The organism is Pseudomonas sp. FW305-96 (genome assembly GCF_058783825.1).
On the sequence record NZ_JBYSYW010000011.1, the window covers coordinates 65,379 to 79,926 of the forward strand.

Sequence of the window (14,548 nt, forward strand, 5' to 3'; positions counted from 1 at the left end):
GTGCTGCCTTGACCTGTTTATACTGGTAGCAGCACCTCGCTGGGGAGCCCGTCGATGTTCGCGCTCATGCAAAGCACTCGCACGCAGTCACTGCACTTGTTCATCGACCCGCCTACGGGGCTGAAGGCCGTGGTGGCGATTCACAGCGAACAACTGGGTCCGGCCATGGGCGGTTGTCGCTACCTGCCCTATGCCGACGACGAAAGCGCCATGACCGATGCCATCCGCCTGGCCCAGGGCATGAGTTACAAGGCGGCCCTGGCCGGGTTGCCGATGGGCGGCGGCAAGGCGGTGATCGTGCGTAACCCGCATGTGGAGAACCGTGCAGCGCTGTTCGAGGCGTTCGGGCGCTTCGTCGACACCCTTCAGGGCCGCTTCATCACGGCGGTGGACAGTGGCACCTCGACCCTCGACATGGACTGCATTGCCCAGGCCACCCCCTACGTCACCAGTACCACCGCCTCGGGCGATCCATCGCCACATGCGGCGATGGGCGTGTTCGCCGGCATCCGCGCCACCTCCATGGCCAGGTTGGGCAGTGACAACCTGGAGGGATTGCGAGTGGCGGTGCAAGGGTTGGGCAACGTTGGCTATGCGCTGGCCGAGCAACTGCATGCGGCCGGCGCCGAGCTGCTGGTCAGCGACCTGGATGCCGGCAAGGTGCGCCTGGCGGTGGAGCAGCTCAATGCCCACCCGGTGGCCCATGAAGCCTTGATCAGCACTCCGTGCGACATCTTTGCGCCGTGTGGCGTTGGGCCGGTGCTGAACGGGCAGAGCGTGATGCAACTGCGCTGCGCGGCGGTGGCGGGGTCGGCGAACAACCAGCTGACTACCTTGCAGGTGGCCGACCAGCTGGAGAGCCGGGGCATCCTGTATGCGCCGGACTATGTGATCAATGCCGGTGGGCTGATCTATGTGGCGCTGACCCATCGGGGCGAGGGGCTGGGGACCATTACCGCGCACCTGGCGCGGATACCTTCGCGGCTGACCGAAGTGTTCGCCCATGCCCAGGCGGAGAAACGTTCGCCGGCACGGGTGGCACAGATGTTGGCGGAAAGATTGTTGTACGGCTGAAAGCCATTTCGCGGGGCAAGCCCGCTCCCACGAGATTTTCCATGGATGCGAGCCTTGCGGGCTTGCCCCTCGATGGCGTCAGTCCACCGCGCCGCCTTCGAGCAGCTCCGCCAGCGCATCGGGCTGGCTCTTGAACGCTCGGGCGAACACATCGCGGTTCTTCGCCATGTAGATGCCGGCTTCCTCTACCTGCTGCTCGCTCATCGAAGGCACGGCCTTGTGCAGTACCTCGGCCAGGCGTTCGGCCAGTTCGAGCATCTTGTCGTGACGGTCTGCTTCGGCCTTATCCATGAACAAGCGCTCCGGGTCGCGGCTGCTGCGGTACACCACTTCGACGGCCATTCATCACCTCTGTGCCTTTTTGCTGATTGGATTGCGCATAACTGTGTTTTTATACAGTACATCGTCAGGCCATCACCCTGCAACCGCAATGATGGCCAGGCAAACTGAAAATCAGCGTAGCCCACAGGTGTCTTGCGGCAATCGACCGCCTTCCAAGACAGGGGCCATGGCCCTTTAACTGCATGGCAACCAAGACCTTCAGTATCAGGAATCGAACATCGTGAACATCAAATGGGCAGAAAAGCTGCGCAAGGGCCTGCACGGCTCCGCCGACTCGCTGGGCAACCTGTGTGTGGAGGCCTTCCATTACCTGGCGCTGTTCGGTATCGGCGCGATCACCGCCTATGCGGCGGTAGTGACCTTCCTGGACATGCTGGGCAAGGGTGGGGTGAGCGTGGATGACATCCTGCTGCTGTTCATCTACCTGGAGCTGGGGGCGATGGTGGGGATCTACTTCAAGACCAACCACATGCCGATCCGCTTCCTGCTCTACGTGGCAATCACCGCGCTGACCCGCCTGCTGATCGGCGATGTCTCGCACCACAAGGCGCCGGATGTCGGCTTGCTGTATGTGTGCGGCGGTATCCTGCTGCTGGCCTTCGCCATCCTGGTGGTGCGCTATGCGTCGTACCGCTACCCGTCGACCAAGGCGCTGGATGCCAGCGGCAAGGAAGTGGACGAGGGCAAATAACCCTCAGTTTGCCAGGCCGGCGACAGGGACGCGGCGCTCGCCCTGCGCGGGGCGGGTCAGGGCTGCGAGCACTTCCAGCGGGTTTTGCCCCAGCTCGATGGCCAGGCCCAGGCGGATGCTGTCGATGACCCGCTGCAGGCGTACCGGGTCGTTGCGCTGGGCCTGGCTGATCAGGCGCTTGGCGACCACGCCGCTGTCGTCGGAGAGGGTCAGCATGATGCTGCCGTCCAGGCGTTCGATGCTCAGGTTGACCCGGTACTCCGGGGCGAAGGCGGCGCTGATCTGATCGAAGGGATTGTTCATGGTCGGGTTCTGCAGTGAATGATTGCAGAAGTTGACCGGGCTCGACCGAGGTTGGTTCAGGCCCGCTGATCGGTGAACAACGAAAACGCCCGGCGCAAGGCCGGGCGTTCTTGTCTGAACCATTGTCGGTCAGGCGTCTGGATCACTCAGTTCCAGGGCGCCGCGCTTGCTACGCAACTTGCCGTAGAAATGCTCCAGGGCGTGGTTCAGCTTGCTGGCCGCGCCATCGACGGCGTGCTCCAGCGAAGTGGCGGTGTGGGTCACGGAAATCGGCTGGTGACCCTTCGGGCGAGCCTCCATCTGGCAGCGTTTGTCGTGGGGACCGGACTTGGCGCCGTTTTCGTCACGCAGGTGGACTTCTATGCGGGTGAGGTCGTCCTCGTAACGTTCGAGGCTGCTTTGCAGGGTACTGCGGACCCATTGGTCGAGACGGATGTTGCCTTCGATATGGTTGCTGCTGTTGACCTGGATTTGCATGATTCAATCCTTATTCAGCTTGCTCGCGAGAGGCGCGCCTAGGCCACTGAGGGCGTTGGTTTTCCTGCGCCTCTTGACTCTAAAGTCAGGCAACTGTCGGATGAATTCAAGCCCTTTCTGAAAATAAATTTCCTGTTGCAATTCGCTCTGCTCACAACGATGACGGCCGATCACTGCAATCAATAATGCTGGGCCATCCGCCAGGCGGTCCCTAAGCTCAGGCGCATTTCCTCACCCGTCGGGAGCGCCGCATGTCCAGCAACCCTCTGTTCCAGCCTTTCACCCTAGGCTCCCTTGACCTGCCGACCCGCGTGGTCATGGCGCCGATGACCCGTACCCTCTGCCCGGGGGGCGTGCCCCATGACGGTGTGGTCGATTACTACCGCCGTCGTGCCGCAGCCGGGGTCGGGCTGATCATCACCGAAGGCACCACAGTCGGGCACAAGGCCGCCAATGGCTACCCCAATGTGCCGCGCTTCCATGGAGAAGATGCCCTGGCCGGTTGGAAACGTGTGGTCGACGCGGTCCATGCCGAAGGCGGGCGCATCGTGCCGCAACTGTGGCACGTGGGCAGTGTGCGCCGCCTGGGCACCGAGCCGGATGCCGAGGTGCCGGGCTATGGCCCGAGCGGCAAGGAGAAGGATGGTCAGGTACTGGTCCAGGAGATGAGCCACGACGACATTCGCGAGGTGATCGCCGCCTTCGCCCAGGCCGCGCGCGATGCCCAGGCCATCGGCATGGACGGTGTGGAAATCCACGGCGCCCACGGCTACCTGATCGACCAGTTCTTCTGGGAGGCCAGCAACCGTCGCGACGACGAATACGGCGGTGACCTGGCCGGACGCTCGCGTTTCGCCATCGAACTGATCCAGGCCGTGCGCCAGGCCGTGGGCGCGGATTTCCCGATCATCCTGCGCTTCTCGCAATGGAAGCAGCAGGACTACAACGCACGCCTGGTGCAGACTCCCGAGGCCCTGGCAGCGTTCCTCAAGCCCTTGTCCGAGGCGGGTGTGGATATCTTCCACTGCTCTACCCGGCGTTTCTGGGAGCCAGAATTCGAGGGCAGCGAGCTGAACCTGGCCGGCTGGACCCGCCAGCTCACCGGCAAGCCGACCATCACCGTGGGCAGTGTCGGCCTGGATGGCGAGTTCCTGCAGTTCATGGTCGCTACCGACAAGGTGGCCAGGCCGGCCAGCCTCGAAGGCTTGCTGCAACGCTTGCAAGACCAGGAGTTCGACCTGGTGGCCGTGGGCCGCGCCTTGCTGGTGGATGCCGAATGGGCGCGCAAGGTTCGCGAGGGGCGTGAGGGAGACGTGCTGCCGTTCAGCCGTGAGGCGCTGACGAACCTGGCTTGATCACCAGGGGCGGCGTCTGTTCGCGGGTGCTCTGCAACTCGCGGCAGGCTCCGTACAGGTAACCCTCGAACTGTTCGATGATCGCCGGCCAGCCCTGGCGGCTGGCGTGCTGGCGAGCGTTGAGGCGCACCCGGCGCAGGGTTTCGCTTTCCTCCAGCAACCAGCAAGCGGCGTCGATGAATGCCGCCTGGTCACCCGGCATGGCCAACACACCGCTATGGCCGTGGCGGATGTGCTGGGCGGCGGCGGCTTCATCGTAGGCGACCACGGCAAGGCCCGAGGCAAGCGCCTCGAGCACCACGTTGCCAAAGGTCTCGGTCAGGCTCGGGAACAGGAATAAATCGCCGCTGGCATAGTGCTCGGCCAGTACCTCGCCGCGCCGCGCACCGCAGAACACCGCATCGGGCAACTGCTGTTCGAGCTGGCCGCGCAGTGGGCCATCGCCGACGATCACCAGGCGCAGCCGCCGGTGCGGGTAGGCCTTGCGCAGGGCTTCCATGCAAGGGCGCAGCAAGGCCAGGTTTTTCTCTGCGGCCAGGCGTCCGACGTGCAGCACGGCCAGGTCATCCGCGCCCAGCCCCCACTGCCCGCGCAGGGCCTGGCTGCGCCGTGCCGGGTTGAACAGGCCGGAGTCGACACCGCGGGCCATCAGGCCGAGGCGTTCGAAGCCGCGGCGTTCCAGCTCCAGGCGCTGGCTGATGCTGGGCACCAGGGTGATGGCGGTACGCCGATGGAACCAGCGCAGGTAGTGGGTGAGCAGTCGCGACAGCAGCCCCAGGCCATACTGCCCCGAATACTGCGCAAAGTTGGTGTGAAAGCCACTGACCACCGCCACGCCCAGGCGCCGGGCGGCGCGCAGGGCGCTCAGGCCCAAGGGGCCTTCGGTGGCGATGTACAGCACGTCCGGACGCTGCCGACGCCAACGACGCCATAGCGTGTGCATCGACACTTCGCCCCACTGCAGGCCGGGGTAACCGGGCAGTGGCCAGCCACGGCACAGCAGCAGTTCGTCATCGTTGCCCGTTGCGCTGTCGGCGGCCTGTCGCGGGCGGATCAGTTCGACCTGATGCCCGCGCTGGCGCAGACCCTCGCTGAGGCGGCCAAGGGTGTTGGCCACGCCATTGATCTCGGGTGGGAAGGTTTCGCTGACCAGGGTGATGCGCAAGGACGGTGTGTTCATGACAAAAAGTGTCCGCCGCCCCCGTTGCGGCCATATGACGCCTTTGTGACGTGCGGATGACGCCTGATTTCCGGCAGTTTCATCCGTATGAATATTTCCTTGCAACGCACTCAAGAACTCACGGGACGCAGCCGATGCAGATGCATTCGACTACGGGAATACGCTCCGGGAGAGCGGCCATGTTCAACAGCAAACTGAAGAAAGAAATCCAGCAACTGCGCGAAGAACTGATGTCCATCGAGCAGGTCAAGAACAGCCTCGACAGCGAGATGCTGGTGCTCCAGCTCGACCCGCAGGGGCGCATCGAGTCGGTCAACGGCAACTTCGAGGCCGAAATGGGCTACCGCGCCGAGCAGCTCATCGGGCGCAATATCGAGGAGATCGTCCCGGCCCATGTGAAGAAGCTCGATTTCTATCAGCGCATGAAACACGCCATCACCCGGGGCGAGCACCTCAACGGCGCCTTCCGCCTGCTGCGTGGCAACGGCGAAGAGGCCTGGCTGCGCTCCATCCTGCAACCGGTCAAGGACAGCGACGGGCGCATCAAGTACTTCTCCCTGCACTCCAGCGACCTGACCCGCACCATCGAGACGTCCCGTGAGCATGAGAGCCTGATCAAGGCCCTGATGCGCTCCACCGCGGTGATCGAGTTCAACCTCGAAGGCCAGGTGCTGACCGCCAACGACCGCTTCCTGCAGACCATGGGCTACACCCTCGAACAGATCCGCGGCAAGTCGCACCGCATGTTCTGCGAGCCGGAAGAAGCCAATTCGCCGGGCTACCAGGAGTTCTGGAACAGGCTGCGCCGCGGCGAATTCGTTGCCGAGCGCTTCAAGCGCGTCGATGCCCATGGCCGCGTGGTGTGGCTGGAAGCCTCGTACAACCCGATCATCGACGCCCACGACGTGCTCTACAAGGTGGTCAAGTTCGCCACCGTGATCACCGACCAAGTCAACCAGGAACTGGCCGTGGCCCAGGCCGCCGACATCGCCTACACCACCTCGCTGGAAACCGACGACAGCGCGCGCAAGGCCACCGACGTGGTAACCCAGACTGTCGAGGTGATGCGTGGGCTGGAGGGCTCAATGCAGGAAGCCGCCGAGGGCATCCAGGCACTGGACAAGCAGTCGAAGGTGATCGGCGCGATCATCAAGACCATCAGCGACATCGCCGGGCAGACCAACCTGCTGGCGCTCAATGCCGCCATCGAAGCCGCCCGGGCCGGCGAACAGGGCCGTGGTTTCGCCGTGGTCGCCGACGAAGTGCGCCAACTGGCCTCGCGTACCAGCAGCGCCACCGAGGAAATCGCCAAGGTGGTGCAGCAGAACGAACAGCTGGCCCAGGCCGCGGTGGACATCATCGACACCAGCAAGCGTCAGGCCGAGCAGGGCCTGGCCTTGGCCGCCGATACCGGCGGGGTGATCGTCGAGATCCAGGAGGGGGCGAAGAAGGTGGTGGATGCGGTGGGGCAGTTTTCCAGCCAGCTGAGCCACTGACCGAACTCAAGCCATCGCGGGGCAAGCCCGCTCCCACGGATCCGGTGGGAGCGGGCTTGCCCCGCGATGGCACTCATTCAGCCGCGCTCACGCACCCAGAACAACGTGGCCCCGGCCACCGCCGCCGGCATCATCAGCACGTTGACCCCCGGAATCATCAGCGCCAGGTAGGTGATCCCGCCAAAGCCCATCGATTGCCAGCGCTTGGCGCGCAGCCAGGCGAGCATGTCCTGCCAGCTCATCTTGTTGTTGTCCGCCGGGTAGTCGATGTACTGGATGGCCATCATCCAGATACCGAACACCAGCCACAGCGGCGCGGCGATCACGTTCACCACCGGGATGAACGACAGGATGAACAGGCCGATGGCCCGTGGCAGGAAGTAGCCGAGCTTGCGCATCTCGCGGCTCAGGGTACGTGGCACCATGGCCATCAGCTCGCTCCAGCTGAAGGGCGGGAAGTTGTCCTGGCCGCGCACCACCACTTCGACCTTTTCCGCCAGGAAACCGTTGAACGGCGCGGCGATGACGTTGGCCAGCAGGGTGAAGGTGAAGAACACCATCAACAGCACCAGGGCGACGAACAGCGGCCACAGGATGTAGGTGAGAAAGCCCAGCCAGTCGGGCAGGGTGGGCATCAGCGCATCGACCCACAGGCTGAACTGGTGGCCGGCAAAGTAGATCAGGCCGCCGAACAGCAGCAGGTTGACCGCCAGGGGCAGCAGCACGAACAGGCGCAGGCTGGGGCTCAGGACCAGTTTCAGGCCTTCGCGCAGGTACTGCGGGCCGGACAGGACGGGGGCTTGCATCGGAGTGCTCCGCTTGAGGAAAACGCGCTGACCTTACCGAGTTTGGCGCGCCGACGAAAGGCGCCGCGCCTCCGGGAAACGGCGTGTAACAAAGCACAGGCACAATGCCTGGCGGTTTCCTCTGCGGATAGAGACTGTCTATAAGGTGGATTGTCGAAGGATATTTCCTTAATCTCTGCGGCCTCGCTACAGTGCGCTCAACTTTTTTGGTTTTGGACCAACGCGTTGTAGCCTTCCCCAAGTGCTGCGTGGGTCCCTTTTAATTCCAGCTGGCGCAACCGGCGCACAGACGCCGGCCCCGTGCGGCCCGCTCGACAGGAGTTCGACATGTCCGAAGTACGTCATTCGCGCGTCATCATTCTCGGTTCCGGCCCTGCCGGTTACAGCGCCGCGGTGTATGCCGCCCGCGCCAACCTCAAGCCGCTGCTGATCACCGGCATGCAGGCGGGCGGCCAGCTGACCACCACCACCGAAGTCGACAACTGGCCGGGCGACCCCCACGGCCTGACCGGCCCGGCCCTGATGCAGCGCATGCAGGAGCACGCCGAGCGTTTCGAGACCGAGATCGTCTTCGACCACATCAACGCCGTCGACCTGGCCAACAAGCCGTTCACCCTGCGCGGTGACAGCGGCACCTACACTTGCGACGCGCTGATCGTCGCCACTGGTGCCAGCGCTCGCTACCTGGGCCTGCCGTCGGAAGAAACCTTCATGGGCAAGGGCGTGTCGGCCTGCGCCACTTGCGACGGCTTCTTCTACCGCAACAAGCCGGTGGCGGTCGTCGGCGGCGGTAACACCGCCGTGGAAGAGGCGCTGTACCTGGCCAACATTGCCAGCAAGGTGACTTTGGTACACCGTCGCGACACCTTCCGCGCCGAGAAGATCCTGATCGACAAGCTGCACGCCCGTGTCGCCGAAGGCAAGATCGAACTCAAGCTCAACGCCACCCTGGACGAAGTGCTGGGTGACAACATGGGCGTGACCGGTGCGCGCCTGAAGAACAACGACGGCAGCTTCGACGAAATCAAGGTTGACGGTGTGTTCATCGCCATCGGCCACACCCCGAACACCTCGCTGTTCGAAGGCCAGCTGACCCTGAAGGACGGTTATCTTGTGGTCCACGGCGGCCGTGAAGGCAACGCCACCGCCACCAACGTCGAGGGCGTTTTCGCCGCCGGCGACGTGGCCGACCACGTCTACCGCCAGGCCATCACCTCCGCCGGCGCTGGCTGCATGGCGGCCCTGGACGTCGAGCGTTACCTGGACGGCCTGGCCAACGCCGCGCACTGATCCAGCCCCTGCGGGCTTGCCTCGCAATGAAAAAACCGGCCATCTGGCCGGTTTTTTTGTACCTGCGATTCAGCTCACAGGCTCAGTCGCATCGACAGGTCAACCGCCTTCACATCCTTGGTCATCGCACCGATCGAGATGTAGTCGACACCGGTCTCGGCGATCACTCGCAGGGTGGTCTCGTTGACCCCGCCGCTGGCCTCGAGCTTGGCCTTGCCAGCAGTGATACGTACCGCTTCGCGCATTTCATCCAGGCTCAGTTCGTCGAGCATCACGATATCGGCGCCCGCCGCCAGCGCCTGGCGCAGCTCGTCCAGGCTTTCCACCTCGATCTCCACCGGCTTGCCCGGGGCGATACGGTGCGCCGCCGCCACGGCCTCGGCCACGCCACCACTGGCGGCGATATGGTTTTCCTTGATCAGGAACGCGTCGTACAGGCCGATGCGGTGGTTGTGGCAGCCGCCGCAGGTAACCGCGTACTTCTGCGCCAGGCGCAGGCCCGGCAGGGTCTTGCGGGTATCGAGCAGGCGCACCTGGGTGCCCTCGACCAGGTCGGCCAGGAAGCGCGCGCGGGTTGCAACGCCCGAGAGCAGTTGCAGGAAGTTCAGCGCCGAGCGTTCACCACTGAGCAACGAGCGCGCCGGGCCTTCGAGGTGGAACAGCGCCTGGTTGGCGGTGGCGCGCTCACCATCGGCTACCTGCCAGTGCACCGCCACCCGCGGGTCGAGCTGGCGGAACACCGCATCGACCCAGGCGGTGCCCGCGATCACGCAGTCCTCGCGGGTGATGATGGTCGCCTTGGCCAGGCGCTCGGCCGGGATCAACTGGGCGGTGATATCGCCGCCGCCGATGTCCTCGAGCAGCGCGCGGCGCACGTTGGCTTCGATTTCGGCGGTCAGGTCGGCGAGGCGTAGGTTCGGCATGGTCGGCTCCACAAGCTAGGTGCCGGCGATTATAGGGCAGGGGGGCGGCGTGTACAGCTGCCGTGCCGATGACCTTTGGTCAGGCGGTTTGAGCAATTCTGCAAATGCATTGTCCGTTGAGGCGTGCGAAAGGCGTGCTGGCAGCTGCCAGAATTTTCACCGATAATGGCGCCTTGTAATTGGCGTCATAGCTTTGACGATTTATCTTCCAGTCGAACAACGCAACATCCAGCAAGGAGTCCGGGATGCATGATGAAGGCAAGGTGGTGCCCTTGGCGGCGGCCATCGACCGGGGTGCGCGCGCGCCCTCGCCATGCCTTCCGGTCCTGCTCCTGCAGGTGCGCGACAAAGCCGCGCTGCAATTGCGCCAGGGCTTGCAGGCGCTGTTCGACAATGCTGACGACACCCTTTTCGAAATGGCCGACAAGGCCAGTGGCCGACTCGACCAGAACCTGTACTTCGAAGCCATGCGCGACCTGCGCCTGAAGCGCAAGAGCATCGAGCGCGGGTTCCTCGACACCTTCTACGACGCCTTTGCCCGTATCGGCCAGGGCGGTGGGCTCGAGGCCCTGGTCAGGTCACAGACCCAGGACAGGTCGGCGCTGGAGCGAACCGTGGCCGTGCAGGCCATGGTCGATCGGGTGCTGTCGCGTGACGGGTTTCTGCTCGATCAACTGAACCTGCGCTTCACCACATTGCTGGAAGTGCCGCTGGAGACCGCGCACAACCCACTCGGGCCAGGCAACCTCTGCGGTTACTTCCTGGATGCCGGGCGCAACCTGGGGGTCGGCGCCAACGTCAAGATGGTGCTGCTCAAGCTGTACGAGCGTTATGTGCTGCGCGACCTCGACCTGCTCTACGGCGAGGCCAGCCAGTTGCTCGCCAGTGCCGGCGTGCTGCCGGACCTGCTGCCCGCGCCACGGCGCCGTGCCGAGGACCGGCGCGGCATTGCCAGGCGCGTGCCGGCCAGCGTCATGCCGGGCGGCCTGCCCGACTCCGCCGGCCAGGCGTTCTTCGCCTCGGTGCAGGCGCTGCTGGCGCCGGTGCGCGGGCGGGTCACGCCGCGTTTGCAGGCGGCCGGTGCGGCCCAGCCGACCAGTACCGGCGACCTGCTGCGCCTGCTCACCCACTTGCAGCACTATGTGCCGGCCCCTGGCGAGCCGGATGACTTCAACCTCGGCCAGCAGCTGGAGCAACTGCTGTTGCGGGTCAGCGTGCGCAGCGGCACGCGGCGGCGCATTGCCACCGACGACGAAGACACGATCAACCTGGTCGACCTGCTGTTCACCTTCATCCAGGGTGACCACAACCTGCCGGCCAGCCTGCGCGCGTTGATCGTCCGCCTGCACATCCCGGTGCTCAAGGTGGCATTGATCGACAAGGGCATGTTCAGCCGTGGCAGCCACCCGGCGCGCCGCCTGCTCAACGAAATCGCCGCCGCGGCCATTGGCTGGGAGACCGAGGCCGAGGGGCTGCGCGACAGCCTGCACCTGCGCGTCGAACGGATCGTGCAGCGCCTGCTCAATGACTTTTCCGACGATTGCGCCCTGTTCGACGAACTGCTCGATGAGTTTCTCGCTTTCAGCCAGGATGAACGTCGGCGCAACGAACTGCTCGAGCAGCGTACCCGTGACGCCGAGGAGGGCCGCGCCCGTACGCTGCTGGCCCGCCAGCGTGTGCAGCAGGAGCTCAACGACCGCCTGCATGGCCGGGTGCTGCCGCAGGTGGTGGTGCAGATGCTGGTTCAATCCTGGAGCCAGGTGCTGCTGCTGGCCTGGCTGAAGCAGGGAGAGGCTTCGCCAGCCTGGGCCGAGGCCCTGGCGACTGTGGACGACCTGCTGGTCAGCATTGCCCCGTACCGTGAGCCGCAGCGCCTGCTGGAGCAGGTGCCGGGCCTGCTCAAGGCGCTGCGCGACGGTCTGGCGGGGGTGGCGCTGGACTCCGCCGCCACCCGTGATTTCTTCCTGCAACTGGAGAAGCTGCACCAGCGCGCCTGTGGCGGCACGCCGGAGGCGGATGCCGCGCTGGACGAAGTGTGGGTGGAGGACGATATCGTGCTGGTCGTCAGCGATGAGTCCGAGTTGGACGCTGGCCTGCCGCTCGACGAGCATGACCCTGCCGTTCATCAGGTACAGCGGTTGCAGGTCGGCACCTGGGTCGAGGTGATGGACGACGACGAGCCGCTGCGCTGCAAGCTGGTGGCGCGTATCGACAGCAATGACCGGTTGGTCTTCAGCAACCGCACCGGCATGAAGGTGCGCGAATGGAACCGCATGGGCCTGGCCATGGCCCTGCGTCGTGGCGAGGTACGCCTGCTGGACGATGGCCTGCTGTTCGAGCGGGCGCTGGAGGCGGTGCTGGAGCAATTGCGTGGGCAGCAGGCACAGCAAAGCTGAAGCCTCCTGCACAATCATTTACATGCAAGCACTGGCCGCCCACGGCATACTGACCATCTGTCTCGGGCGTCATTTCAGGATCTGCACCATGCAATTGGACCGCGCGACCGGCTGGTTCACCGGCGTCAGCCACTGCCCCTCGCCGAACTTCAACGCCCGCCCCGAAGGTGAGGCCATTGCGCTGCTGGTCATCCACAACATCAGCCTGCCTCCGGCCTGCTTCGGCACCGGCAAGGTGCAACAGTTCTTCCAGAACCGCCTGGACCCGGACGAGCACCCGTACTTCGCGACCATCAACCACCTGACCGTCTCGGCGCACCTGTTCGTCGAGCGTGATGGCGCGGTGACCCAGTTCGTCTCGTTGCTCGACCGCGCCTGGCATGCCGGCGTGTCGCGCTTCGGCGAGCGCGAGGGCTGCAACGATTTTTCCATCGGCATCGAGCTGGAGGGCACCGACGAACTGCCCTACACCGATGCCCAGTACGCCACCCTGGAGCGGCTGACCCGCGAGATCCGCGCGGCTTGGCCAGTGATCGACGCCCAGCGCATCTGTGGCCACAACGATATCGCCCCGCAGCGCAAGACCGACCCGGGCCCGGCCTTCGACTGGCTGCGCTACCGGGCTGCCCTGCAACGCAACGAGGACAAGGCATGAGTTTTCTGGTGTTGGTGCTGGCATTGTGGGTCGAGAAGTTCTCGGCCCTGCGCCAGCGGTTGCAGCGCGACAGCTTCTATCTGGGCGAGCTGGTGCGCCTGGAGCGCAGCGGCAAGGTCCACCCGTGGTGGACGCTGAGTATCCTGATCCTGGCACCGGTGGCGCTGCTCGTGCTGCTTTTGCATGTGCTGGAGCCGGTGGCCTATGGCTTGCTGGCGTTGCCGGTGCACCTGCTGGTATTGATCTACAGCCTGGGGCGCGGCGATGTAAAGGCGGCGCTGGGCCCGTTTCGCGACGCCTGGCGCCGGGGTGACGAACAGGCCGCGCTGCACGTGGCCGAGCGCGACCTGGGGTTGGCCGCCGACGATGCCCAGAGCTTGATCAAGCGGGTTCAGGGCCACCTGCTGTGGCAGGCCTACCAGAGCTTCTTCGCGGTGATCTTCTGGTTCTTCCTGCTCGGCCCGGCGGCGGCGCTGGCCTACCGCCTGCTGGCGCTGACCATGGACAACAGCCGCCAGCCCGCCTTGCAGAGCCTGGCCGGGCAACTGCGCCACGCCATGGACTGGCTGCCGGTACGGGTGATGACGGTGAGTTTCGCCCTGGTCGGCAACTTCGTCGCGGTGACCCGCGTGATGCTGCACGAGCTGCTCGATTGGCACGTCAGCGCCGGGCACCTGGTGGCCAAGGTCGGCCGGGTGGCCGACGACATCCCTGAGGAAGAGGACCGCCAGCGCGGTCTTGAGCGGCTGGACAGCCTGTGGGAGCTGCTGCTGCGCTGCGCGGTGCTGTGGTATGCCTGCTTTGCCCTGTGGACCGTGTTGGTCTGAGCAGTTCGCTACCGAACTGATCGCTTAACCATAAGTTACAAACCTTGATTCCAATCTGCGCTATACAAGGCCACTGGCCCTAGATGGCCTAGTGCTACCCCGCAGAACAACAAGAATTCAAGGAGGTGACCTGTGAAGCGTCTGCTCTATCCGGCCATCGCACTGATGAATCGGCTGAGCTTCGGCATGAAGTTCAGCCTGATCAGCGTCCTGTTTTTCCTGCCCATGCTGGTCACCAGCTTTTATCTGGTACGCGACGCCTACAGCCAGCTCCAGGCCACCCGTGGCGAATTGCAGGGGCTGGCGCCGTTGTCCGAGAGCCTGACGTTGCGCGGCGACCTGGAGACCCTCGGCAACCTGCTGCAGATCAACGCCGTGCTGGGCCAGTCGGGCCAGGCCGGCGATGTGGAAAGCCGCATCGCGGCGCTGCAGGACAAGGTCCAGGCCCGGCTCGATGGCCTCAAGGGTAGCGACCCTGTGTTCGAGGCCAAGCGTGCCGAGCTGGCCGAGGCCTTTGCCAGTGCCCGTGACGAAAGCTCGCTGCAGAACAAGGCGGCGCTGTTCGACAAGTTGCTGGCCCAGGCCCAGGTGCTGGGCAAGCTGATGGCCAGCCAGTCGGGGCTCAGCCAGGACAGTCAGGCCTCGGTGCGTCAGTTGAGCGAGCTGCTCGGCAATGCCACCGCCCAGGTGACCCAGGCCATCGGTGAGGGCCGGGCAATGGGCGCGGTGGCCC

13 protein-coding genes and 2 pseudogenes are annotated in these 14,548 nt (G+C 64.8%); 9 read left to right on the top strand and 6 right to left on the bottom strand.

Annotation, left to right across the window (positions count from 1 at the left end; all coding sequences use genetic code 11):
• Positions 1 to 54 precede the first annotated feature (54 nt).
• The gene (locus AC3WL2_RS11050) at positions 55 to 1,074 is read left to right on the top strand and encodes a Leu/Phe/Val dehydrogenase (protein ID WP_102682522.1); all 1,020 of its coding nucleotides are present in this window, start codon (positions 55 to 57) and stop codon (positions 1,072 to 1,074) included.
• Positions 1,075 to 1,152: 78 nt separating this feature from the next.
• On the opposite strand, the gene AC3WL2_RS11055 is transcribed toward AC3WL2_RS11050, so the two are convergent.
• On the bottom strand, positions 1,153 to 1,416 hold the full coding sequence (locus tag AC3WL2_RS11055) for a YebG family protein (RefSeq protein WP_102682521.1): 264 nt from the start codon (positions 1,414 to 1,416) through the stop codon (positions 1,153 to 1,155).
• A 220-nt stretch (positions 1,417 to 1,636) separates the two neighbouring features.
• Between AC3WL2_RS11055 and AC3WL2_RS11060 the strand changes: the two genes are divergently transcribed.
• Positions 1,637 to 2,107, top strand: coding sequence for a phosphate-starvation-inducible protein PsiE (locus AC3WL2_RS11060; RefSeq protein WP_031315617.1), 471 nt, complete (start codon positions 1,637 to 1,639; stop codon positions 2,105 to 2,107).
• A 3-nt stretch (positions 2,108 to 2,110) separates the two neighbouring features.
• Here AC3WL2_RS11060 and AC3WL2_RS11065 read toward each other — a convergent pair whose 3' ends face one another.
• Both AC3WL2_RS11065 and AC3WL2_RS11070 read right to left on the bottom strand, forming a co-directional pair.
• Complete coding sequence (locus AC3WL2_RS11065; protein WP_102682520.1) at positions 2,111 to 2,410, bottom strand: DUF3509 domain-containing protein; 300 nt, start codon at positions 2,408 to 2,410, stop codon at positions 2,111 to 2,113.
• 129 nt (positions 2,411 to 2,539) lie between these two features.
• The gene (locus tag AC3WL2_RS11070) at positions 2,540 to 2,887 is read right to left on the bottom strand and encodes an HPF/RaiA family ribosome-associated protein (protein WP_102682519.1); all 348 of its coding nucleotides are present in this window, start codon (positions 2,885 to 2,887) and stop codon (positions 2,540 to 2,542) included.
• A 251-nt stretch (positions 2,888 to 3,138) separates the two neighbouring features.
• On the opposite strand from AC3WL2_RS11070, the gene AC3WL2_RS11075 reads away from it, so the two are divergent.
• Complete coding sequence (locus AC3WL2_RS11075; protein WP_102682518.1) at positions 3,139 to 4,242, top strand: NADH:flavin oxidoreductase; 1,104 nt, start codon at positions 3,139 to 3,141, stop codon at positions 4,240 to 4,242.
• On the opposite strand, the gene AC3WL2_RS11080 is transcribed toward AC3WL2_RS11075, so the two are convergent.
• Positions 4,211 to 5,422 (bottom strand): glycosyltransferase family 4 protein, encoded by a 1,212-nt coding sequence (locus tag AC3WL2_RS11080; RefSeq protein WP_102682517.1) that lies wholly within the window; start codon positions 5,420 to 5,422, stop codon positions 4,211 to 4,213. The genes AC3WL2_RS11075 and AC3WL2_RS11080 overlap by 32 nt on opposite strands.
• A gap of 269 nt (positions 5,423 to 5,691) precedes the next feature.
• Here AC3WL2_RS11080 and AC3WL2_RS11085 point away from each other — a divergent pair.
• Positions 5,692 to 6,324: pseudogene (locus AC3WL2_RS11085) on the top strand (PAS domain-containing protein); the annotation flags it as partial.
• A 174-nt stretch (positions 6,325 to 6,498) separates the two neighbouring features.
• Positions 6,499 to 6,918: pseudogene (locus AC3WL2_RS11090) on the top strand (methyl-accepting chemotaxis protein); the annotation flags it as partial.
• Positions 6,919 to 6,995: 77 nt separating this feature from the next.
• On the opposite strand, the gene cysZ reads toward AC3WL2_RS11090, so the two are convergent.
• Complete coding sequence (gene cysZ, locus AC3WL2_RS11095) at positions 6,996 to 7,724, bottom strand: sulfate transporter CysZ (protein WP_102682515.1); 729 nt, start codon at positions 7,722 to 7,724, stop codon at positions 6,996 to 6,998.
• A 327-nt stretch (positions 7,725 to 8,051) separates the two neighbouring features.
• On the opposite strand from cysZ, the gene trxB reads away from it, so the two are divergent.
• Complete coding sequence (trxB, locus tag AC3WL2_RS11100; protein WP_028689829.1) at positions 8,052 to 9,014, top strand: thioredoxin-disulfide reductase; 963 nt, start codon at positions 8,052 to 8,054, stop codon at positions 9,012 to 9,014.
• A gap of 74 nt (positions 9,015 to 9,088) precedes the next feature.
• On the opposite strand, the gene nadC is transcribed toward trxB, so the two are convergent.
• A complete protein-coding gene (gene nadC, locus AC3WL2_RS11105; protein ID WP_102682514.1) occupies positions 9,089 to 9,937 on the bottom strand; it encodes a carboxylating nicotinate-nucleotide diphosphorylase in 849 nt (282 codons plus the stop codon).
• Positions 9,938 to 10,182: 245 nt separating this feature from the next.
• Between nadC and AC3WL2_RS11110 the strand changes: the two genes are divergently transcribed.
• The 3 genes from AC3WL2_RS11110 (at position 10,183) to ampE (ending at position 13,815) form a co-directional block, all read left to right on the top strand.
• A complete protein-coding gene (locus tag AC3WL2_RS11110; RefSeq protein ID WP_102682513.1) occupies positions 10,183 to 12,333 on the top strand; it encodes a DUF1631 domain-containing protein in 2,151 nt (716 codons plus the stop codon).
• 88 nt (positions 12,334 to 12,421) lie between these two features.
• Complete coding sequence (ampD, locus tag AC3WL2_RS11115) at positions 12,422 to 12,988, top strand: 1,6-anhydro-N-acetylmuramyl-L-alanine amidase AmpD (protein WP_102682512.1); 567 nt, start codon at positions 12,422 to 12,424, stop codon at positions 12,986 to 12,988.
• Positions 12,985 to 13,815 carry a regulatory signaling modulator protein AmpE gene (gene ampE / locus AC3WL2_RS11120; RefSeq protein WP_102682511.1) on the top strand — a complete coding sequence of 277 codons (831 nt, stop codon included), beginning with the start codon at positions 12,985 to 12,987 and terminating at the stop codon, positions 13,813 to 13,815. Before ampD ends, ampE begins: the two co-directional genes overlap by 4 nt.
• The last annotated feature ends 733 nt before the right edge of the window (positions 13,816 to 14,548 follow it).

Coding starts and splice junctions, on each gene's coding strand:
- AC3WL2_RS11110 (WP_102682513.1), top strand. CDS start 10,183: ATGCATGATGAAGGCAAGGTGGTGCCCTTGGCGGCGGCCATCGACCGG.
- ampD (WP_102682512.1), top strand. CDS start 12,422: ATGCAATTGGACCGCGCGACCGGCTGGTTCACCGGCGTCAGCCACTGC.
- nadC (WP_102682514.1), bottom strand. CDS start 9,937: ATGCCGAACCTACGCCTCGCCGACCTGACCGCCGAAATCGAAGCCAAC.
- AC3WL2_RS11050 (WP_102682522.1), top strand. CDS start 55: ATGTTCGCGCTCATGCAAAGCACTCGCACGCAGTCACTGCACTTGTTC.
- AC3WL2_RS11070 (WP_102682519.1), bottom strand. CDS start 2,887: ATGCAAATCCAGGTCAACAGCAGCAACCATATCGAAGGCAACATCCGT.
- AC3WL2_RS11080 (WP_102682517.1), bottom strand. CDS start 5,422: ATGAACACACCGTCCTTGCGCATCACCCTGGTCAGCGAAACCTTCCCA.
- cysZ (WP_102682515.1), bottom strand. CDS start 7,724: ATGCAAGCCCCCGTCCTGTCCGGCCCGCAGTACCTGCGCGAAGGCCTG.
- ampE (WP_102682511.1), top strand. CDS start 12,985: ATGAGTTTTCTGGTGTTGGTGCTGGCATTGTGGGTCGAGAAGTTCTCG.
- trxB (WP_028689829.1), top strand. CDS start 8,052: ATGTCCGAAGTACGTCATTCGCGCGTCATCATTCTCGGTTCCGGCCCT.
- AC3WL2_RS11065 (WP_102682520.1), bottom strand. CDS start 2,410: ATGAACAATCCCTTCGATCAGATCAGCGCCGCCTTCGCCCCGGAGTAC.
- AC3WL2_RS11075 (WP_102682518.1), top strand. CDS start 3,139: ATGTCCAGCAACCCTCTGTTCCAGCCTTTCACCCTAGGCTCCCTTGAC.
- AC3WL2_RS11055 (WP_102682521.1), bottom strand. CDS start 1,416: ATGGCCGTCGAAGTGGTGTACCGCAGCAGCCGCGACCCGGAGCGCTTG.